Genomic DNA, 22,735 nt, shown 5'->3' on the forward strand with positions numbered 1-22,735 from the left:
TTGAAAAAGTTGTTATTGCTGCTGACAATGCTCACACTGGTATTGTCAGCGTGTGCACCTTTTGGGGGAAAGGAAGAGGAAGAGGTCACACAAAAAACGGATGAAACGAAGGAAACAGCCATCATCCCGATGTACAATATCTCTGACTCCTATTACAAAATGGTGCTGCCGTTTAAACAAGGTGCTGCGAGAGGATTAACAGCAGAGCGTCTCAACACACGCTTGGACATCGATGAATTTGAAACAGGACTCATGCGTCTCGCAACAGAGTCATTTAATACAAACGACTACCTTTTCCAAGAAGGACAGCATTTAGATGAGGACACCGTTCTAGGCTGGCTGGCGCGCAAAAAAACAGGCAGTGATTTGAAAAAGGCAGAAAAAGAAGATAAAGACTTTAAGAATCTAGGCTTAAACCCTGCTCTTCCGAACTCAGGTTCAACAAAGTCTAAAAATGAAAATAGTCCAATTTACTTAGCTTCGATGCTAGAGCATAATTACTTAATTCGAAAAGATAAAAACAGCTTACAGCTTGGCGGAGTTGTCATTGGACTTGCGCTGAACTCTGTTTATTATTACCGTGAAAATATCGGTGACCCGCAGCAAGAAGTGACGATCGATTCTTCGAAAAATTCAAAGAAACTTTTGACAGAAGGCGAAAAAATTGCTGAACAAGTGATCAAACGAATTCGTCAAATGGATGGGCTGCAAAAAGTGCCTGTCATGATTGCCCTTTATAAGCAAGCACCAAAATCATCTATCGTTCCAGGAAACTTTATCGCCAAAACGGATGTGAAAGCAGGCTCAGCTGATATCGGCAATTGGGATACGATCAAAGAGGAGAATGTCTTCTTCCCTTCAGATAATGCAAAAGGCAACTACAAAGATGATTCCGAGCGATTTGACCGCTTCAAAACAAAAGTCGAAGACTACTTCCCGAATTATACTGGTGTCGTAGGAAAAGGGTTTTACAAAGACGGCAACCTGCAAAAAATGAAAGTCGAAATTCCAATGCAGTTCTACGGAAAAACGGAAGTCGTAGCCTTCACGCAATATTTAACAGGTGAAGTCATGGATTACTATAAGAGTACCAATATCGAAATTAACATCACATCTTCAGATCAACAAGAAGCCTTGATCACGAAAAATGCTGAAGACAAAGAACCAACCGTCCATATATATGACTAAATAAAAACCGCCTTTTGGCGGTTTTTTAAATTAGTCATAATGTATTAAATTATGAAAATATTGCTATAAAAAGTAGAAGTGTAGAAAATAATGTATTATTATGGGTGATAATGAAGAGAAAATGGAGATCACTATGAAAAACAAATCATTTTACTTTTTATTAGGGGGACAATCCCTAGCTAATTTTGGGGATTCGCTATATGTCCTCGTTTTGACCATCCTGACATATCAATTAACAAATTCTACACTGATTGCTTCAATGGTGGCTGTCTCACAGTTTGTTGGACAAGCACTTGGAGCGGTACTCATTCCTTTCTTTATGTATCAATTTAAGCTGAAAAGACTCATTATTTATTTGCAAATGTGTCAAATTGCTTTCTTCGGTTGCTTAATTTTCATTTATATTCTACAACTATCAACTTTTACTATTCCTCTCTTTTTTATCATTGTATTTTTCCTTTCTTTGATAGATGGAGGAACCATTCCAGTTCGAAATTCGATGATCCCACGCCTAGTAGAAAAGAACTTTTTACTAAAAGCAAATAGCTATATCTTAACTTCTGATCAAATGGTCCTTTTACTAGGCTGGCTTTTAGGAGGGCTGTTTATTGGCATTCTTGGACCACAGTTTCTCCTATTGACGACACTTGTTTTATACAGTTTGTCGCTCATATCTATGCTCTTTATCATTGATACGGGGGCTGCAGCCAAACAAGAGCAACAGTCTGACTCATTTGCTACAAGGGTCTTTTCAGGGTGGAAGCTCATGTATGAAAAGCCAACTATTCGAACATTAACGATTTTAGAAATGCTATCCATGAGCGGTAGAAGTATTTGGACTGGTGCCATTATCCTTGTGTATGTCACAGAAGTCTTACATCAGCCTGAAACATGGTGGGGCTTTATTAACGCAAGCTATTTTGGCGGAACCATTCTAGGCGGCCTGCTTGTGTTGCGGTTCGCAAAGCATGTGGAACAGCGTTTGTTCGATCACATTTTTTACAGTTCGGTGATCGTTGCTGTGCTAACCCTTTGCTTAGGATTGAATCATTCTGCATGGATGAGTTTGTTGTTTGTCTTTTTATTAGGGCCAGCCTTTCAGCTTCGCAGTATTTCCATTCGAACCTATGTACAAGATACATTGAGTGAAATTGAATTGCCTAAAATACTATCAGCTCAACATACACTATCAACTTTTATATACGGAATGTCCATCCTCGTTATGAGCACCATGACCGATCTCTTTGGGGCAAGAGTCGTCTTTTTTATAAACGTTGCCCTGTTTACTGTGTCGGCTTTCCTAGCGTCTAGATTAAAAAATGAACAAATTTAGACATTTTATCTCAATTATTTACAAAAATACCATTATATGATTTAATATGTTGGTAGAAATGTTAACTATATGAAAAGTAGAGGTGGCGTAATTGACTAATAGTTTAGCATATTGGCCATTAACACATCCGCAGCGGCGCGTGATGAACATGGAAACATTTTATCCAGGAACACCGATCAATCATATTGGCGGTATCATTTTCGTCAATGGGCCATTGCAGCTCGATAAACTGAAGCAGGCCATTGCATCTTGTATCATGATGACAGAATCTCTTCGTCTCAAGCTAGTAGAGAAAGATGGTGAAACGCTTCAATACGTTGATCCAAACGCCGATAGCCCTATTCCTACCTATGAGTTTTCCACACATGAAGACATGCTAGAATGGGCCGAAAAAGCCTTCAAAACACCATTTCAATTAACAGAAACCTCTCTCGCCGAATTTGCTGTACTAAAAATCAGTGAACAACAATCTGGTTATTTCATCAAATGCCATCATACAGTAGCAGATGGATGGTCGATGAAAGTAATCATCGATAAAATTAGCCAGCTTTACACTGCTCTTACCCAAAGCTCCTCTATCGAACAAGAAGCAGACAATCATTCTGTATTTATTGATAAAGAATTAAAATATATGAACTCCCCAAGATTTAAAAAAGATCAGCAATTTTGGAAAGAAGCATTATCTGATGTGTCCGATAGTTATTTGGTACAAGGAACTGACCAAATCAAAGGCCATCGGCAAAGCCATTACCTTGATCGACAACTCTCAGAACGAATCTATGAATTTATAGATGTCCATCATTGTTCAATCAACTCTTTATTTACTTTAGGACTCTTCGTCTACTTGCATAAAAGATACCAGCAAAAAGATTTTATTATTGGGACGCCAGTTCTCAATCGTTCCGGACAAAAGGAAAAAGCCACGTCCGGTATGACCGTAAGTACAATGCCATATCGAATGAAGATCGATCCTCATCTATCTTTGTTAAAAAGTTTAACAGACGTTCAAAAAAGCTATAAGGCTTACTTCCTGCATCAGCGTTATCCCTATGATGCACTTGTCAAAGATTTAGAGCTTGCAAAAGCAGGGTATGATCAGCTTTTTCAAATCTATATCAACTCCTACAGCACCAATATGGTGCAGGAGATGGAAGGATACAAAGTTGAATACATAGAGCTTTACAATGGCTTCCAGCCATATGGCTTACAAGTTGCTGTGAAAGAATGGGATGAAAAAGGGCAAATCGAGCTTCAATATGACTACAAGATCTCAGATTACAGCAATGAAGATATCGACTTTCTACACGAAAGAATGCTTCTCTTTGTCGAAACGATACTCGCTCAGCCAAAGCAGCTGTTAAAAGACGTACTTCTCATGACAGAAGTCGAGAAACATCGAGAGCTATATCAATGGAACGACACAAGCGTGCTGTTTCCACAGAAACAAAAAATCCATGAATTGATTACAGACATGTCAACGTCTTCTCCTGATCGAATTGCACTTCAGGACGGATCTCATAGCATGACATACGGTGAACTTGAGAGAAAAACCAATCAAATGGCGAATTTTCTACAAACACATGGCTTACAAAGACATGACTTTGTTGCCGTATGTATGAATCATTCACCAGAACTGATTGTGCTGCTGCTGGGGATTTTAAAGGCTGGAGGCGCATATGTACCGATTGATCCTGAGTATCCAGAGGAACGTATTCAGTTTATTTTGGATGACAGCCAGGCAAAGCTGTTTTTCACAGATGACGCATCTGCATACCATTTTAATGGCGATACGTACAATATCTACAACGTGTGGGATCAGTTGGCTCAGTATAATGCGGAACATCCATTCATTGGGAATGATGAAGACATCGCATATATGATTTATACGTCTGGCTCTACAGGACAGCCAAAGGGAGTCATGATTGAGCACCGAAGCTTAGTGAACTATATCATGTCTGCCAAAACACACTATACTGATTCATCAGATGATCATTTTGCCTTGTATTCATCCATTGCGTTTGATTTAACCGTGACATCTATTTATACGCCATTGGTCATTGGCAGTACCGTGATGATCTATCGTCAAGAGGATCAGCCAGGCTTTTTATTAGAACATATTTTGTTTGATCAAAAAGCAAAAGTCATCAAGCTGACACCAGCTCATATGGCACTGTTAACAGATGCTGCACTTTCTCAATCAGTTGTGAAACGGATGATTGTGGGCGGAGAACAATTATCGACCGCTTTGGCCAAAAGAATCACAGAGGCAAGTGATGGAAGGATATCCATCTTTAATGAATATGGACCAACTGAAGCAACCGTTGGCTGTATGATTCATCAATTCCATCAAGATGATGGGGGGACATCTGTGTCAATTGGTGTACCAATGCCAAATACAGAGATTTACCTTTTAGATGAGCATCAGCAAGCCGTGCTGCCAGGGACAGTAGGAGAAATCTATATTTCAGGCGCGGGTGTTGGCAGAGGATATTGGCAAAGACCTGATTTGCAGGAATCGCGCTTTCTGCCCAACCCATTTGTAAACGACCGCCGCATGTATCGAACAGGTGATATCGCCAAACGAGCAAATGATGGAAAGATTGATTACATTGGCAGAATTGATCATCAAATCAAGCTGCGAGGCCACCGGATTGAGCTCGGTGAAATTGAACTTGCGCTTATGGCACTTGAAGAAGTTGATAAAGCAGCTGTCATTGATCTAACCGATGAATCTGGAGAAAAACAGCTGGCTGCCTATATTGAATTAAAAGAAAAAAAGATGACGTCCTTTTTACTTAGAAAGAAATTATCAGATCAGCTTCCAGCTTATATGGTACCGGCCTATTTTGTTGTACTAGATGAGCTCCCGCTTACCCAAAACGGAAAAATCAATCGGACAGCACTGCCTGATCCAATGCTGTTCCAAGTGGAAACAGCCGTTGAATGGTCCAAGGAAACAGCGGACATTGAAGAGATTTTAGTAGATACAGCAAAAGACATTTTAGGGCATGAAACAATCGAACCGGCTGATCATTTTTATCAGCTTGGCGGAGATTCCATTAAGGCGATTCAATTTATTGCGAAGTTAAAAGACAAAGGACTCTATTTAAAAACCAAGGATCTTTTTACTTATCCCATTTTTAGAGAAATGGCACAAGTCGTCCAGCAGGAACCTGTTATACATATCTCACAAGAGCAGGCTGCGGGCGATGTGAAATCGATCCCAATTACCGAATGGTTCTGGTCCCAGCGGTTAAAAGATGAACATTTCTGGCATCAATCCATCATTGTTCATTCAAAGAAAAAGATGGATGAAACAATCGTACAGGATGCTTTCAAAGAGCTCGTCATTCATCACGACGGACTAAGGTTAAAAGTACATGAGGCAACAAACACACTCTATTATGATGAAAACATTCAAGATATTCCGCTGATGGTACACGATTTCACGGCAATGTCAGAAGAGAATGTGGAAGAAGCGCTACAAGAAGTAGGATATCAGGTCAAGCAAAGGACTCATCTTTATCAAGGACCATTGATTCAGGCAGCACTTTGTCAAACTGATTCTCAATCACATCTCATCTTTGCCGCCCATCATCTATTAGCTGATGGTATGTCATGGCAAATTCTTGTGGAGGACTTGATTCAATTATTGCGTGCAGAGAAGGTCACAGCTGAAGTGCTTCCGCCTAAAACCCATTCCTATCAAACATTTACAGAGCGGGTGAACGAGTATGCAGTATCAGAGGGTGTAAAAGAGTCGCTCAGCTATTGGCAAAAAGCGGTGCAGGATATTCAGCCTCTGTATCAAGTTTCTTCAAATGAAGGATATGTCAGAGACGAAATCAAATTAACCAAGGCATTATCAGTGGAACTCACAAATCAATTGCTCAATCAAGCGAATCAAGCGTATCAAACGCAGCCGCATGAACTGTTAATTTCAGCCTTGTCGCAAGCCTGTTATGAGCAAACGAATCAAGAGCGGATTTCTTTGGAATTAGAAGGTCATGGCAGGGATGCAGTAGAGGATGATATCGATGTATCTAGAACGTTTGGTTGGTTCACCACCATGTATCCTGTGAATGTTCATGTGTCTGAATCTCTTTCAGATCACATACGAGCTGTCAAAGAAACGATACGTGAAGTGCCAAATAAAGGTGCAGACTATGGGCTGTTGTCACTCATCAATAAGCAGCTTTCTCCTCACTCAGCACCACAATTACGCTTTAACTATCTAGGTGAAATTGATCAAGTGCTGAAACAATCATCTAATTATGAGATGTCTTACTTTACATCGGGGAAGGATTCGTCATTGGATAATCCATTAACAACCGTCATCGATATGGTCGCTACCATCAAGGGCGGTCAGCTGATTTTCCATCTTTCTTTCAGCGAAAAACAGCTGTGTGAAACAGACATGACGCAGCTAATGCAAGCGGTAGAGCAGCAAATTGAGCGTCTTGTACAGCATTGCTTAGAGAAAGAAGGAATCGAATTTACACCGTCTGATTTTGAAACAGTGGATATGTCTCTTGAAGAAATGGATTCATTATTTACATGAGGAAAAATCAGTATGTTATCTACATTTCATTTTTATTAGCGGTCTTATGGATAAGCAGCTTTGCCGGGGGGACACATGCAAAAGCAGTGATTTCATCTAAAGCCATTGATCAAGTGATAGAGGAACAGATGGAGCTTGGACGCATTCCAGGCATGTCCGTTGTGGTTGTGAAAAAAGACGAAGTGGTGTACCAAAAAGGCTTTGGTTATGCGGATCGAAAGAAAAAGAAGCAAGTGACAGACAGCACTTTCTTTGAAATTGGATCTACATCAAAGGCGTTTACCGCTCTTGCGATTGTGGAGTTAGAGAAGCAAGGAAAACTTCATTTAAAAGATCCGGTGAGCAGCTATATTCCGGGTTTTTTTCCAACATACAATGGAAAGCCTCAGCGTTTAACGGTGGAGCAATTAATGCATCACACAAGCGGCATTCCCTTTCAATCCATTGCGCTTATCCAGCCTGATACTGCAAAGGATGCGTTGAAAAAAACAGTTGATCAGCTGAAATCAATCGAGCTTAATCGTAAGCCAGGCAGCTCCTTTGAATATGCGACCATCAACTATGATGTCCTTGGTCTCATCATTGAAAATGTAACAGGAACATCGTATGAGGCTTATATGAAGGAACTGTTTAAAAGGCATCATCTTGACCAAACAGAGGCTGGGCTAAAACGGATGACATCCGGTGCTGTCTCAGAAGGGTTTAAACTGCAATTCCTTGCTCCGCATGCTTATGAAGCACCAGAATATCGAGGCAATACGCCTGCAGGCTATATTGTGATGAATAGTCAGGATGTGGGGACTTGGCTGCAATATCAATTGACCGATTCAACTTGGTCTCGTTTTGTAAAAAATCCGGATCATTTAACTGTGAATGTCCCAGAAGAAGGGAAGCATGTCTATTACAATGCCGGCTGGTATATAGAAAAGGCGCATGAGCAGGTGGACTCGCTTTTTCATGCAGGCTCTAACCCAAACTATTCATCATTTTTTCTGATCCAGCCAAAAGAAGAGATTGCGATCGGAGTGTTAGCAAATATGAATAGCAGCTACACAGAGCAAACGGCACGTCTTATTGTCAAAACGATGACGGGTGCAAATGAAGAAGCAGAGTCATCAATGGATCCTTTTCAGCTCATCGATCAATTGAGTCTTGGGGCCACATGTCTTTTCATATTGCTACAAATAGTGTCTATCGTTCGTTTTATCAAGTGGAAAAAGCGTGTAAAAAACGGCGCTTTCGTTCGCAGGGACATGTCACTTCGCGTCTGGCTGAAAAGTAGCGGCTGGGTGCTGCTGCTAATTGGGATATTGATCCTGCCAATCATTGTTGCGCAGCTAGCCTTTAATGGGCTGCCTTGGAAAATGACTTTTGTATGGGGACCTTCCTCTCTCATTGAATTAGCGATTTCTTATTATTTGTTTTTCATTTGGTTTTGTACGATTGGTTTCATCAAAGGATTTATGGTGACATCTCCTGCTGGAAAGAGAGGAAAAAAAGATGACCGTCAAACAGATTTCGGGCATTCATCCTTATAATGATTTGTTTTATCGTAGCTGTTTTTTCAATTGCTTTTTTCCAATTGTGAAACTGCATGATCAAGAAGTTTCTCCATACTTATTAAATGATCAATTTGCCTACGGGCTTACAGAGAATGGCTTGCTACAGATTGACTGGATGTCGGCACACGATCCAGAAAAGATTATGAATTTACAAGGCATTCAAGTGGAAAAAATGACGTATTGTCCCAACCTCATTGAAAAGGTCAAGCAAGATGTGACGTGTGACCGCCCGGTAATTGTATGGGTAGACCCCTACGTTCAGCGAGGCAGAAAAGAGTATTTGACAACCCATAGCCGTCATTCCATTTTAATGACTGGATTCGATGAAAATCAGCAAATCTTTCAAGTATTAGAGAATCGGCATTTAGATAATTTGTCTTATGAGCATCAAGTGCTGTCATTTAAAGATGTACAGAAAGGATATGACACCTTTCATGATCATTTTCAGCCGAATGATCAATTTCATTCCTATGCGGCCTTCTACTTTGATCCAGACAAACTCTCGACTGAGTTATTTGATCAAAAAACGACTTATTTCCTGAGAAATATGCATGGTCAGATTGACGTAATAGAAAAAGGAATCACAGCTCTTGAAACATTTTATGAGCAGTTTTCGCAATGGGATGATATTGAGAAGCTCGTGGCGTCGTTCAATCAGATCATCAATACGAAGAAAATAGAGCTGTATCGGCTGAATCTCATCAAAGGCGATCTACCTGAGCTGGTGGGATGGATGGAACGTATTTTAGCAGAATGGGAGAAAGCAAGGCATCAGGCAGCAAAACTCCTTTTTTCAGGTGAGATGTCTAGTAGGTACCAAGCCAATATCACAGCCTCTTTAGAACAAATCATCCATGATGAAAAACATTGGCTGGAAGTGTTGGCAATCAAATGCAAAAGGGAGTGTGGCGTGTCATGAAGTTATTTTGTTTACCGTACGCAGGTGGAGCCAGTACCGTATTCAGTACGTGGAAATCTTATATAGACCGGTCGATAGAAATTCATGCACTTGAACTCCCTGGGCACGGGACAAGAATGACAGAGCCTGTACTAACCGATTTACAGCAGGTCGCAGATGATCTATATGTGCAGGCGTCCTCCTCCTTAAAAGAAGGAGAGCCCTATGCCATTTTCGGTCATAGCATGGGAGCTGTCCTTGCATATGAATTACAAAAAAGAATGAAAACAAGGTTAAACAGAGAGCCTGTCCATGTCTTTTATTCTGGGCGCTTTCCACCACATATTCCAGAAAAGAAAGTCTATCATCAGCTGTCAGATTCCAAATTAAAAGAAGCGATCATTGCGATGGGAGGCGTTCCTGAGGAACTTGCTGATAACCATGCAGTGCTTGATTTCTTTCTGCCGATTTTAAGAGCAGACTTTCAGCTTTTGGAGACCTATTTGTGTGATGAAGTCGTTCCGGCTGCTTGTCCAATTTCTATTTTTTATGGTACACGTGATTTGCCTTCTGTGCTGTTCGATTTAGACGATTGGGATCAATATACAAACGAAGATTGTGCGTTTTTCGAATTCGATGGAGATCACTTTTTTATTCATTCATTCACAAATGAAGTTGTAGAAAAAATCAATGTCATTTTAAAGCGAATTGGAGTGTTGGAGAAATGAACACGAAGCACGTAGGCGTGATTGGGGCAGGTGTCATGGGGGCTGATATGGCATTAGACCTTTCAGCAAATGGCTATCAAGTCACATTAGTTGATGTCACAGAAGAAAAGTTAAACGAAGCGCTGGAAAAAATTAAGAAGACCTATCAATTGGTTCAATTTGTGAGAAAGAAGAAAATCTCATTGTCTTTAGAAGATGTATTGTCTCAAATCCAACTGTCAACTTCACTTGAAGGATTACATGACGCGCATATCGTCATTGAAAATGTGACGGAAGATTGGGAGATTAAAAAACCTATTTATGAAGAGCTACGAGATATTTGTGCGAAAGAAACCATCTATTTTGTAAATACAAGCTGTATCTCCATCACAAAGGTAGGGTCCCTTATGCATCACCCTGAGAATGTCATTGGGGCGCACTTTATGAACCCTGTTCCTCTCAAAGCGTTAGTTGAAGTCATTAGAGGCAAAGCAACTTCTGATGACACAGTGGAAACGGCAAAAGGTTTCTTGAAATCGTTTGATAAAACACCAGTTGTGGTGCATGATTTTCCGGGATTTGTTTCCAACCGTGTGCTGATGCTGACAATCAATGAAGCGATTTGGGCGGTGCAAGATCAAGTCGCCACGCCAGCGGATGTCGATAAAATTTTCCGCGGAGGTTTCGGTCATAAAATGGGACCACTTGCGACAGGAGACTTAATTGGGCTTGATACGATTTTGAATTCATTGCTTGTTTTATACGAAAGCTACAAAGATCCGAAGTTCCGTCCATGTCCTCTGCTTGTCAAAATGGTTGATGCAGGCGAGTACGGCAAAAAATCAGGCAAGGGCTTTTTCCAATATGACATGTGAGAGGAGAATAACCAATGGCTAAGCAAATCAAGTGTGTTGTCTGGGATTTAGATCATACATTATGGGATGGAATTTTACTTGAGTCAGATGAAGTGACGTTAAAACCATCGATGAAGGAAGTACTAACAGAGTTAGATGAGCGCGGCATCCTTCTTTCTATAGCAAGCCGGAACGATGAAACAGCCGTGAAGGAAAAGCTTTCTGCCTTCGGAATCGAACATTTCTTTCTCTATCCTGAGATTCATTGGAATGCCAAATCTAGTTCATTAGAAAGAATCAGTCAGCGCTTAAATATTCATAAAGATACCATTCTCTTTATTGATGATCAGCCGTTTGAACGAGAAGAAGTGAAGGCTGTTCATCCAGAGATTACGTGCTGGGATGCAGTGGATTATCTGTCATTACTCTCTGATGATCGCCTGCGTCCAGTCTTTATCACAGAAGATGCTAGACGACGCAGAAGAATGTACTTAGAAGCGGACAAAAGGCAGCAGGAAGAAGAGAAATATGAAGGGCCGCCTGAGAAATTCTTGGCGTCTTTACATATGAAATTCGTGATATCAGAAGCAGGAGAACAAGACCTCCAGCGCGCTGAAGAATTGACTGTCCGTACCAATCAATTAAATGCGAGCGGGAAAACCTACGATTATGAAGAGCTTGATTTCTTCCGTCAATCAGATTCTTACTTACTGCTTGTCTGTGAACTTGAAGATAAATTCGGTTCATATGGAAAAATTGGACTCTCATTAATAGAAGAAACAGGTGACACATGGCATGTCAAACTGCTGCTGATGTCTTGCCGCGTCATGTCTCGTGGTGTCGGGACCATCTTACTTACAACGATTTTGCAAGAAGCGAAAAAGCGAGGAAAGCGGCTTGTCGCTGACTTTAAACAAACCGACCGAAACCGCATGATGTACATCACATATAAGTTTGCCAATTTCAAAGAAATCGAGAAGGGGGAGAACGGCTATATCTTGTTTGAGAATGATTTAAGCATGATTCAGCCTTTCCCAGAATACGTAGATGTCAATATTGAATTAAATCAGAAAGACCCGGCCAAACAATAAAAAAGCGAAAAGCGAGGAGATTAAATCATGAACCTACACGAACAAGTAAGAGCCTATATCGAGCAAAACCTAGTGGTATTTGATGAGGAAATTGAGCTTGGAAATGATGATCATATTTTTGAACAAGGCTTTGTGAATTCTCTATTTGCGATGAAACTAGTGAACTATATCGAACATGACTTTCAATTCCAATTAGATAACGAAGACCTCGACATTGCTCATTTTAGTACCGTCAATCGCATTGTCGCCTTAATTGAGAGAAAACAACAGGGGGCGGCTCTTCATGAAAACAGCTGAACAAACGATCAATGCCATTGAAGAAATACGACAGTATTGCGATGAACATATCCGTCCGTTTGCCAATGAATTCGATGAGACGGAACATTTGCCAGAGTCGCTGATTCGAGATATGGCGAAACGAGGCTACTTGGCAGCAGGTATCCCGTCTTCCTATCAAGGGCTGGGGCTTGATCCAATCGCATATGGACAGTTCACGGAACAAGTGGGAAAAGCTTGCTGTAATGTACGGACATTATTGACAGTCAATTCACTTGTAGGAGAAGCCATTCTTCGTTATGGAACAGAAGATCAAAAACAAGGCTGGCTCGTTGAATTAGCTAAAGGAGAAAAAATCGGTGCCTTTGCTTTGTCAGAGCCGAATATTGGTTCAGATGCCAATCATGTTGAAACAAGCTATCAAAAGGAAGGACAATCCTATGTATTAAATGGGAAGAAAAAGTGGATTTCCTTTGGAGCGATTGCCGATTTCTTTATTGTGATTGCAAGAGACGGTGAACAAGTCACGGCATTCCTTGTCGATCGAGATCAGGCGGGTGTAGAGATTGAGAGAATTACAGGAATGATGGCCAACCGAGCGTCATATTTAGCGGAAATCACCCTCGATCATGTCCAGGTGCATGAAGACTGTGTCTTAGGACCAGTTGGGGGCGGATTTAACCACGTGGTGTCACTCGCATTAGACCATGGAAGATACAGTGTCGCTTGGGCAGGGCTTGCCATTGCACAAGAAGCCGTTGATTCTCTTGTTACGTATTCACGTAAAAGAACACAATTTAATGAGAAATTGTACAAGCATCAAATGATCAAAGGCATGATCGGAGATGCGGTGACTCAGCTCCATGCAGCGAGAGCCTTATGCCTAAAGGCTGGGGAAATGAGAGAAGCGAATCATCCTGATGCAATCACAGAAACATCCATTGCAAAATATTTCACCTCTAAAATCGCTGTGGACATTACAAATACAAATGTCCAAATTCATGGCGGGAGTGGATTTAGCCGGGAAAACTCAGCTTCAAGACTATATCGTGAAGCGAAGGTGCTTGAAATTATTGAAGGAACTTCGCAAATTCAGCAACAGGTTATTGCTAACTATGGTTTACGCCATTATTTCGTGAAACATTCTTAGAGAGAAAGGAGATGATCCCATGGCTTTACAGCCGCAGAAGCTGGATAAACAGAACATTGAAAATATGTTAGCTATCACTACGATCCAAGAAGGACTGCTGTTTCATCATTTAATGGAACCGAACGGAACAGCTTATTTTGAACAACTGCTGATCGAAATAGACGGACCGATAGATCGAGCCATTTTTGAACAATCATGGACGAATGTCACCAAACAGCATGAAATGCTTAGAACATTGTTCAGATGGCAGGAACTCGCAAGACCAGTACAAATTGTGCTGAAGGAGCATCAGCCAGACATTCGATATCGTGATTTGACAGAAGCGAAGGAGCCTCTTCATGTGCTGAAAGGGGAGGTGACGGCTCAGAACCGAGAAGAACGCTTTGATCTGCAGGAAGTCCCATTTCGTCTGACGTTATGTGAAGTGAATGATGAAGTCAGCTGGGTTCTCATTAGCTTCCATCATATTTTATTAGACGGATGGAGCCTTGGGATTGTATTAAGCGATTGGATGAGTGCATATGAGCGCTTATCGAATGGGGACAAACCTCTTCTGGAACAAAGACCGTCCTACCAATCCTTTGTCAAATGGCAGCAGAAAAACCTTCAACAGACAGAAGCACAAGCCGCCTATTGGAAAAATGTTTTCAACGGTTGGAGTTATGCAGAACTGCTTCCGAAGTCAAGTAGCACACATGAAAATTCAGAAGTGTTTCATCAATATGAACATCAAGTAGATACTTCCATTGCGGAGAGCTTGAGCAAATTCACGAATCAATATGACGTGACGCTGGCATCTGTGATGTATACGCTGTGGGGAGTTTTGCTATCTAAGTATGCGAACCAAGATGATATTGTCTTTGGGACAACAGTATCAGGGAGAAATGCGGATGTCCCTCATATTGAAAAGATGACTGGATTGTTCATTAACACATTACCGCTGCGGGTCTCATTCGAACAAGAGCGGCCAATTCTTGAACAGATGCAGGAAGTGAGCCGTGAGATCGCTGTAAGAAATGAATATGAACATACCCCGCTATCTGACTTAAAGAAATATGCGGGAATGACTGCAGAGCAATCATTATTTGATTCAATCGTCGTCATTGAAAACTATCCACTAGATCAAATGCTCACGAAAAACGATCAGCCAATTCGTATTCGTGGATTTGAGATGACTGAGCAGACAGAATTCGATCTCACGCTTAGTGTTCAGGCGTTTGATGATCAGCTGCACTTTTCATTGGTGTATAACCCCGTCACCTTTTCAGCTGAACAAATCGAAAAGTGGTGTCAGCATTTTCTTCATCTCCTGTCTGATGCATGTGCACATCCGCATAAATCTGCTGCTCAACTACAGCTGCTATCAGAAAAAGAGAAAGAAAAGCAGTTAGCGGTCTTCAAGCAATATGGCGGAGCAACATCTAGCAATGAGCCAACCGTGATTAACCTATTTGAAGAACAAGTAGAGCGAACGCCAGCGGCAGCCGCAGTTGAATTTGGCGGTACGACGGTTACATATGAACAACTCAATAAGAGAGTGAACCAGCTCGCACATTATTTACAAAACAAAGGGGTCAAACAGGAGCAGCGTGTCGGCATTTTAGCAGAGCATTCCATTGAAATGGTGATAGCATGCTTAGCGATCTTAAAAGCTGGCGGTGCTTACGTGCCGATTGATCCTGAATATCCGCAGGAACGAATAGAATATCTATTAGAAGACAGCGGAGTAGAATGGCTCTTAACCCATCCAATGAAAGGGCTCACCTATGCCTATCATGGAGAAAAAATTGATATCACACAGCCGGATCTATACACCGGACCATCAGACAACTTGGCAGAAGCCATCACCTCAGACCAAACAGCCTACTGCATTTATACATCAGGTACGACAGGAAGACCTAAAGGTGTACTCATTCATCATCTTGGTTTAGCCAACTATATTGATTGGGCAAAGCAAGTATATGTTCGAGGAGAAACAAGGCATTTTGCTTTGTATACTTCACTGTCCTTTGACCTGACGGTTACTTCTATTTTCACGCCGCTCATTTCAGGAAATACCATCATGATTTATCACCATGAAAACCGGCAGCTGCTTGTCGAAGACATCATAAAAGACAATCGCGTACATGTGATGAAACTGACACCATCTCATTTACAGTTTATTAAGCATTTGTCTTTCCCAGACAGCCAAATGAAATGTTTCATTTTAGGCGGAGAACAGCTGGAAACATCTTTAGCGAAATCCATTCAGCAGTCCTTCCCGCAGCCAATTGAAATTGTGAATGAATATGGACCAACTGAAACGGTCGTTGGCTGCATGATTCATCGATATGACCAGGACCTTGATCAGGACGTGTATGTACCGATTGGAAAGCCTGCACAGCATACAGATATTCTTCTGTTTGACAGACATATGAATCTCATGCCGGAAGGAGCCGTCGGTGAATTATATATTGGCGGAAAAGGTGTCGCAAAAGGCTATTTGAATCGCCCAGAACTAACCGAAGAAAGGTTTGTCGATCACCCTTTCCAGCCAGGAGAAAAAATTTATAAAACAGGTGATGCAGCGCGCATTCTCCCTAATGGGCTCATTCAATTTTTAGGTCGAAATGATGATCAAGTGAAGCTGAGAGGCTACCGGATTGAAACTGGTGAAATTGAATTTTGGCTGAATGAACAGCCAGGAATCAAAGCAGCAGCAGTTGTTGTAAAGCCAGATGCTTCTGGTACACCATGTTTGGCCGCATATGTTGTCACGACAGCCATACTTAATCAAGCGGCATTAAAACAAGCGTTGGCTGATCAGCTGCCGGATTATATGATCCCAACTCACTTTGTTCAATTGGACGATATGCCGCTGACTGCCAATGGCAAACTAGACAAACGAGCTTTACCTGCTTTGAAACAGGCGCAGCAAACGAAAAAACATGCGGGCTCGGACCATCTTTCTGATACGGAGAAAGTCATTCAAGCCATTTGGAAAAAAGTCCTCGGCTTAGATGAGGTAAGTGTCCATGACAAATTCTTTGACATTGGCGGGCATTCACTCAATTTGATCCACGTCAATCAACAGCTCGCTAAGCAATTGAATCAAAGCATTCCAATGGTCGAAATGTTCCGCCGTCCAACGATTAGAGAGCTTGCCGCATATTTAAGCGGCGATTCAGAGCAGGCAGCGGCAGGCGCGCAGCCTGTAAAACAAAAGACAAGAAAAGCCAATGAGCCGATTGCCATTATTGGAATGGCTGGTAAATTCCCAGGTGCGAAAAATGTTGAGGCATTTTGGCGAAATTTGAAGAATGGAGAAGAATCAATTTCCTTCTTTTCCGATGAAGAACTGCTTGAAGCTGGTATTGACCGTCAAACCTTCGAGCGATCTGATTATGTGAGGGCAAAGGGTGTCATTGATGGACCTGATTTATTTGATGCATCCTTCTTCGGTTATTCGCCAGGTCAGGCAGAAATGATGGATCCTCAAATACGCCTCCTGCATGAGTACGCCTATAAGGCGCTGGAAGATGCGGGGTATGTGCAAGAAGATTATACGGGGAAGGTCGGTTTGTTTACTGGGTCCACTTCGAACTTCCAATGGATTCAGCGTTTTGCCGCTTCCCTTGATAGCAGCATGTCAGAGCTGTTTGAAGTGGGTTCACTCAATGATACGTATACCGTAAGTACAAGAATTGCCCATAAATTGAATTTGAAAGGACCGGCGCTTACGCTGCAAACCGCTTGTTCAACTTCTTTGGTCGCCTTGCATTTGGCTTGTCAATCCATTGCAAATGGTGATTCAGATGTAGCTCTTGCGGGAGGTGTGTCGATCCTGCACCCAGTGAAATCAGGCTACGTTTATCAACAGAACATGGTGAAATCAAGCGATGGCCATTGCCGCGCCTTTGACGATCAAGCGGATGGAACTGTTGGCGGAGATGGTGTTGGTCTTGTTGCTTTAAAAGCACTGAGTGAAGCCATAGAAGATGGTGACCATATTTATGCGGTTATTAAGGGCTCTGCCATCAACAATGATGGTGATCAAAAGGTTGGTTTCAATGCTCCGAGCGTCGAAGGACAGACACGTGTCATTCAGGATGCTCTGCATCAAGCAGATGTTTCACCAGATACGATTGAATATGTGGAAACACATGGAACTGGCACATCACTTGGTGATCCGATTGAAATCGAGGCGCTCACAAAGGCTTTCGAAACAGAAAAAAAACAATTTTGCCGCATTGGGTCTGTGAAAACAAATATTGGACATTTAGATGCAGCGGCAGGAGCAGCTGGCTTGATCAAAGCTGTGCTTTCGCTTCAGCATCACACGTTTGTACCTAGTCTACACTTCAAAAAAGCCAATGAAAACATTGCATTTGAACATAGCCCTTTCTTTGTCAACACGGACCTGACCGACTGGAAGCAGCCAGCTTCCCATTTGCGACGGGCTGGGGTGAGCTCATTTGGAATGGGTGGAACGAATGCACATGTCATTTTAGAAGAAGCACCACAAAGAGATCGTCAGCAAATGCCTCGTTCTGCTGAGCTGCTTGTTCTTTCAGCAAAGAGCAAATCGAGCTTGGAACGAATGAAAGACAAACTCGCAAGCCAAATAGAAAACACGCCTTCTATCAATTTGGCAGACGCAGCTTATACGCTGCAAACAGGAAGACAATCCTTTGGTTTCCGTCAGGCATTTGTTGCGGCAACAAGAGAAGATGCTCTAAGAGTATTAACAGAAAAGCAAGGCAAGGGCATTGGAAAGCTCATGCATTCGCATGTGGAAAAACAAAAGATTATTTTTATGTTTTCTGGACAAGGCAATCAATATCTCAATATGGGATTAGATTTGTACCGGGAAGAGCCTTACTTTAAGAAGCAAATGGATGCTTGTTTTCAAGCATATGAAGAAGCAACGGGACGAAGTCTTGCCCGTATTCTGTACCCATTAGCGGCTGAAACAGAAAAGGCACGTGAACAATTGGCAAGTACTCAATATGCACAGCCAGCCATTTTTGCCATTGAATATGCCTTATCCATGCTTTTCATTGAATGGGGCGTTCGTCCTGATGCAATGATCGGCTATAGCTTTGGCGAATTAACAGCAGCCGCCATATCAGGGCTATTCAGCTTAAAGGACGCAATGTCCATGGTCGCCTATCGTGCGAATGCGATGCAGTCGTCACCAGCCGGCGTCATGATGAGTGTTCCATTACCTGAGGCAGAGCTAAAACCGATGCTTCCAAAAGATATTTCTCTCGCGGTTGTCAATGATTCATCATGTATCGTGTCAGGTCTAGAAGAGGCGATAAGTGAATTTGAACAAGAGCTGAAAAGCAACAGATTGATGTGTATGCGATTAGGTGGAACCATTGCCGCCCACTCACATGTCATGAAGGAGGCAGCGGAGCAATTCGGAGAAAAATTAACGCATATGAAAGCCAAGTCGCTTCGTATTCCATTCATTTCGAATTTGTCAGGAGATTGGATGACAGATACGAGTGCGAAGGATATGTCTTATTGGAAAAGGCATATGACCGATACAGTTCGCTTTGCTGAAGGTGTCACAAATCTTTTACAAGAGGACAATATTCAATTAATTGAGATTGGCCCAGGACAAGATTTAAGTGTGATGGTCAACCGGTCGCTGAACGGCCTGAATCAGCATGTATGTCATGTGTTAAGACATGCAAAACAAGATGTGACGGATACTGAATTTTTACTTGGTCAAATGGGACGTCTATGGACAAACGGATTATCTATTGAGTGGGACAGGTTCCATCTAAACCGTCAGCCGCGGAAAATGCCGCTGCCAACGTATGCGTTTGATCAAACCTCTTATTGGTATGATGCAGCAGATCGTGTGAAACAAGAAAAACCAAAGCAGTCTGGGCGAAAGCAGCAAATGGATGAATGGTTCTATACCCCTCATTGGGAAGCGGATCTTTTACCTTGCGTGCCATCAGAAGATACATCTGGCGGAGCCTTGCTTTTGTTTGCAGATCCATCTGCTTTTGGAGAGAAGATTGCGGCTGAGCTCATGACGAAACGGAACGAGTCCGTAGTGGTTCGTAAAGGAAATGAATTTACGAAGCATGATGAAAAAAGCTATACCATTCGGTCACATGAGCCATCTGATTATGAAAGGCTCATATCAAATCTGGCAGATGATGAAATCAACGTGTCAAAAGTTTGTCATCTATGGGGGCTTTCAGAACGACACTCATCTCACACGGAAGAAGAATGGGTGAAGCAAACGCAGCAAGATGCTTATTACTCCTTGCTTTATATCGGTCAGGCACTGAAAAAATATGTGTTGGACCAAAAGGTGTCAATTACAGTTCTTTCCTCATTGACGTATGCCGTTGGCGGTGAGCCTGTACTTTATCCTGAAAAAGCGATCCATCTAGGACCTGCGATGGTGATTTCACAAGAAACACCGAACTTACGTTACCGCATTCTTGATATTGATCGTCCAGTGGAAAATGGGGTTCAAGAAAAGAGATTGCTAAAGCAAATAAGCGATGAGCTAGATCGAGCGTATGGACAGCTTCTCACGGTCTATCGACGAAATAAGCGATATGTGAAAAAGTATGCGAATAGTTCAGTTCCTGAAACAGGAAAGGCTCATTTGGCTAAAAAAGATGGTGTATACATTTTAATTGGCGGACTTGGATTTATTGGATTGAATATCGCCCAGGCTTTGGCCGAGCAAACGAAGGGAACGTTGATCTTAACGAGCAGGTCTGGACTCCCTGATAGAAGCAAGTGGCAAGAATGGCTGTCTACGCATGATGATCAAGATCCAACAAAGAAAAAAATCCAAAGGGTAATGGCACTGGAAGAGACAGGCGCAGATATTCTCGTTCAGAAAGTAGACGTTCGTCACAAGGAAGATATCCAGCAATTGATCAACACAGTGGATGCGTCATATGGGCAGATCGATGGCGTGATCTATGCAGCTGGAGTGACAGGCGACCAATCTTTCCAGGTGATGGAGCAAACAGATGTCACATTTTCAGAGCCGCATTTTGAAGCGAAGATGAATGGTGTGCTTCATCTTGATGCCGTCTTAGGGGATCGATCCCTTGATTTCTGTTTTGTCCTGTCATCTTTGTCACCGATCTTGGGTGGACTCGGTTTTACAGCCTATACAGCTGTGAATCATTTCATCGATGCGTACGTGTATGAACGCAATCTACGTTCAGAAACACAGTGGTCTGTCATTAGCTTTGACGGCTGGGAATTTGAGCAGGGGAAGCAGCTTGATCTACCAATCGGAGATGATGTCACCGAAACGTTAATTACAGAAAAAGAAGGAAGAATGATCTTTGAACGATTGCTTTCACTAGATCAAGTGGAACAAATGGTTATTTCGACAACATCATTACATGATCGTATTCACCGATATGTAGACCGTTTATCCCTTGAGGAAGAGAGCGGCGGAGAGCATGAACAAGATGGAAACTTGTATTCTCGCCCAGCGCTTTCCACGAATTATGCGGCACCTGAAACGGAGCTGGAGAAGGCATTAAGTCAACATTGGCAAGCTTTCTTTAAGATTGATGAAATTGGCATAGATGATCATTTCTTTGAAATGGGTGGAGATTCTCTAAAGGCGATTACGTTCATTGGCATCATTCATCGTGCATTTAGTGTAGAGCTGACGCTGCCACAATTTTTCCAAATCCCTACGATACGATTAATGGCAGCATATATCGATCAAGCAGATACTGCTGCTTATCATGCGATTGAAAAAGCCGAAGTGAAGGAGCATTATCCTCTGTCGTCTGCGCAAAAACGGTTGTATCTCATGCAACAAATGGATGTAAACAGCACAGGATACAACGAGTTTAAAGCGGGACGAATCAAAGGGAAACTCGATATTAGCAGGTTGGAATGGGCATTTCAGCAGCTTATTAAGAGACACGAAAGTTTGCGGACAGCGTTTGTACTAGAGAATGGCGTCCCTTATCAAAAGATTGAAGAAGAGGTACCATTTGCAGTCACATTATTTGACCTCACTAACGGATCGACACAAGGATCTGAGGAAGATCAAAAACAAGTGATTGAACAATTTTTGACTGCCTTTACGTTAAGTGAGGCTCCATTGATGAGAGTCGGCGTGATGAAGCTGGCAGAAGAGGAATTCGTACTTATGCTAGACATGCACCACATTATCTCAGACGGTCTTTCTCAAGATATTTTGGTCAATGACTTTATGCAGTTATATGACGGTAGGACGCTTGAGCCTCTCGCTCTGCAATATAAAGATTTTTCAGAATGGCAAAATGACTTGCTTGCGTCGGAAGCACTGAAAGAATCGAGTGATTACTGGAAAAACCGGTTAGAAAGTGCCCCGCTACTTGATCTGCCTACAGATTTCGATCGGCCGGAAGTGAGACAATTCCGCGGCGGACATTATACGTTCCGTATAGAAGAAGTGGAGCTGAACGCGTTTAAGCAGGTGATTTTAAAGGAAGACGCCACACTGTTTATGGGTTTGTTAAGTGTATATCAGATTTTGCTTCATAAATTAAGCGGACAATCAGATATCACGGTCGGGGTTCCGGTAGCAGGGAGAAAACAAGAGGAGCTGCAGCAAGTGATCGGTATTTTTGTCAATATGCTACCACTTCGTTTGTATCCTAAAGCAGAGCTGACGTACCAGCAATTCCTACAGGATGTGAAAGCACATGTCATCGATGATTTCGGACATCAAGACTATCAATATGAACAAATGGTTCAAGATCTCCAGTTAAGCCGGAGTGTCAGCCGGAATCTATTGTTTGATGCTGTGTTTGCCTTGCAAAATATGAATCAGCCAGAACTGAAGGTAGGCGGCTTAACCTTTAGTGATTATCCGTATGAGACAGGAACGTCACGCTTTGATTTACTCTGGATTGCGTATGAGCAGGAAGACGGTCTTTCTTCAACGATTGAATATAATGCTGAGCTTTTCACAGAGGAAACCATCGAACGGATTGCGGGCTTGCTGAAAGACATCATGAGGGCTGTTTCAGTAGATGCTGTAAGAATAGAGGAGATCGAACTGACTTCTTCATTCGAGCAATTAGATGACGTATCTCTTTTCGAATTAGATGACTTGAAAATATAAGTAAAG

11 protein-coding genes are annotated in these 22,735 nt (G+C 42.1%); all 11 read left to right on the forward strand.

What is annotated here, in order from left to right:
• The 11 genes from MHI11_RS03430 to MHI11_RS03480 all read left to right on the forward strand — a co-directional run bounded on the left by MHI11_RS03430 (position 1) and on the right by MHI11_RS03480 (position 22,729).
• Positions 1 to 1,188, forward strand: a complete 1,188-nt coding sequence (locus MHI11_RS03430; RefSeq protein ID WP_106066670.1) for a CamS family sex pheromone protein — start codon at positions 1 to 3, stop codon at positions 1,186 to 1,188.
• Positions 1,189 to 1,321: 133 nt separating this feature from the next.
• Entirely contained in the window at positions 1,322 to 2,521 is a 1,200-nt protein-coding gene (locus MHI11_RS03435; RefSeq protein WP_044141542.1) for an MFS transporter, read from the forward strand.
• 91 nt (positions 2,522 to 2,612) lie between these two features.
• Positions 2,613 to 7,082, forward strand: coding sequence for an amino acid adenylation domain-containing protein (locus tag MHI11_RS03440; protein WP_340960451.1), 4,470 nt, complete (start codon positions 2,613 to 2,615; stop codon positions 7,080 to 7,082).
• The gene (locus MHI11_RS03445) at positions 7,079 to 8,620 is read left to right on the forward strand and encodes a serine hydrolase domain-containing protein (protein WP_340960454.1); all 1,542 of its coding nucleotides are present in this window, start codon (positions 7,079 to 7,081) and stop codon (positions 8,618 to 8,620) included. Before MHI11_RS03440 ends, MHI11_RS03445 begins: the two co-directional genes overlap by 4 nt.
• On the forward strand, positions 8,583 to 9,563 hold the full coding sequence (locus MHI11_RS03450) for a C39 family peptidase (RefSeq protein ID WP_340960456.1): 981 nt from the start codon (positions 8,583 to 8,585) through the stop codon (positions 9,561 to 9,563). The genes MHI11_RS03445 and MHI11_RS03450 overlap by 38 nt, the downstream gene beginning before the upstream one ends.
• Positions 9,560 to 10,270 carry a thioesterase II family protein gene (locus tag MHI11_RS03455; protein ID WP_340960457.1) on the forward strand — a complete coding sequence of 237 codons (711 nt, stop codon included), beginning with the start codon at positions 9,560 to 9,562 and terminating at the stop codon, positions 10,268 to 10,270. The genes MHI11_RS03450 and MHI11_RS03455 overlap by 4 nt, the downstream gene beginning before the upstream one ends.
• Complete coding sequence (locus tag MHI11_RS03460) at positions 10,267 to 11,124, forward strand: 3-hydroxyacyl-CoA dehydrogenase family protein (protein WP_180309444.1); 858 nt, start codon at positions 10,267 to 10,269, stop codon at positions 11,122 to 11,124. The genes MHI11_RS03455 and MHI11_RS03460 overlap by 4 nt, the downstream gene beginning before the upstream one ends.
• A 14-nt stretch (positions 11,125 to 11,138) precedes the next feature.
• A complete protein-coding gene (locus MHI11_RS03465) occupies positions 11,139 to 12,194 on the forward strand; it encodes an HAD-IIIC family phosphatase (protein ID WP_111912172.1) in 1,056 nt (351 codons plus the stop codon).
• 27 nt (positions 12,195 to 12,221) lie between these two features.
• Positions 12,222 to 12,491 (forward strand): acyl carrier protein, encoded by a 270-nt coding sequence (locus MHI11_RS03470; RefSeq protein WP_003214412.1) that lies wholly within the window; start codon positions 12,222 to 12,224, stop codon positions 12,489 to 12,491.
• Positions 12,478 to 13,620 (forward strand): acyl-CoA dehydrogenase family protein, encoded by a 1,143-nt coding sequence (locus MHI11_RS03475; RefSeq protein ID WP_278178130.1) that lies wholly within the window; start codon positions 12,478 to 12,480, stop codon positions 13,618 to 13,620. The genes MHI11_RS03470 and MHI11_RS03475 overlap by 14 nt, the downstream gene beginning before the upstream one ends.
• Before the next feature lie 19 nt (positions 13,621 to 13,639).
• Positions 13,640 to 22,729: a non-ribosomal peptide synthetase/type I polyketide synthase gene (locus MHI11_RS03480; RefSeq protein ID WP_340960458.1), complete on the forward strand. Its 9,090-nt coding sequence runs from the start codon at positions 13,640 to 13,642 to the stop codon at positions 22,727 to 22,729.
• The last annotated feature ends 6 nt before the right edge of the window (positions 22,730 to 22,735 follow it).

This window comes from Bacillus sp. FSL K6-3312 (assembly GCF_038007485.1).
In the GTDB taxonomy this organism is placed as follows: Bacteria; Bacillota; Bacilli; order Bacillales; family Bacillaceae; genus Bacillus; species Bacillus pumilus.

What these genes read in the sequence shown, in the direction of transcription:
- MHI11_RS03435 (WP_044141542.1), top strand. Translation starts at nt 1,322, where the DNA reads ATGAAAAACAAATCATTTTACTTTTTATTAGGGGGACAATCCCTAGCT.
- MHI11_RS03445 (WP_340960454.1), top strand. Translation starts at nt 7,079, where the DNA reads ATGAGGAAAAATCAGTATGTTATCTACATTTCATTTTTATTAGCGGTC.
- MHI11_RS03450 (WP_340960456.1), top strand. Translation starts at nt 8,583, where the DNA reads ATGACCGTCAAACAGATTTCGGGCATTCATCCTTATAATGATTTGTTT.
- MHI11_RS03455 (WP_340960457.1), top strand. Translation starts at nt 9,560, where the DNA reads ATGAAGTTATTTTGTTTACCGTACGCAGGTGGAGCCAGTACCGTATTC.
- MHI11_RS03460 (WP_180309444.1), top strand. Translation starts at nt 10,267, where the DNA reads ATGAACACGAAGCACGTAGGCGTGATTGGGGCAGGTGTCATGGGGGCT.
- MHI11_RS03465 (WP_111912172.1), top strand. Translation starts at nt 11,139, where the DNA reads ATGGCTAAGCAAATCAAGTGTGTTGTCTGGGATTTAGATCATACATTA.
- MHI11_RS03470 (WP_003214412.1), top strand. Translation starts at nt 12,222, where the DNA reads ATGAACCTACACGAACAAGTAAGAGCCTATATCGAGCAAAACCTAGTG.
- MHI11_RS03475 (WP_278178130.1), top strand. Translation starts at nt 12,478, where the DNA reads ATGAAAACAGCTGAACAAACGATCAATGCCATTGAAGAAATACGACAG.
- MHI11_RS03480 (WP_340960458.1), top strand. Translation starts at nt 13,640, where the DNA reads ATGGCTTTACAGCCGCAGAAGCTGGATAAACAGAACATTGAAAATATG.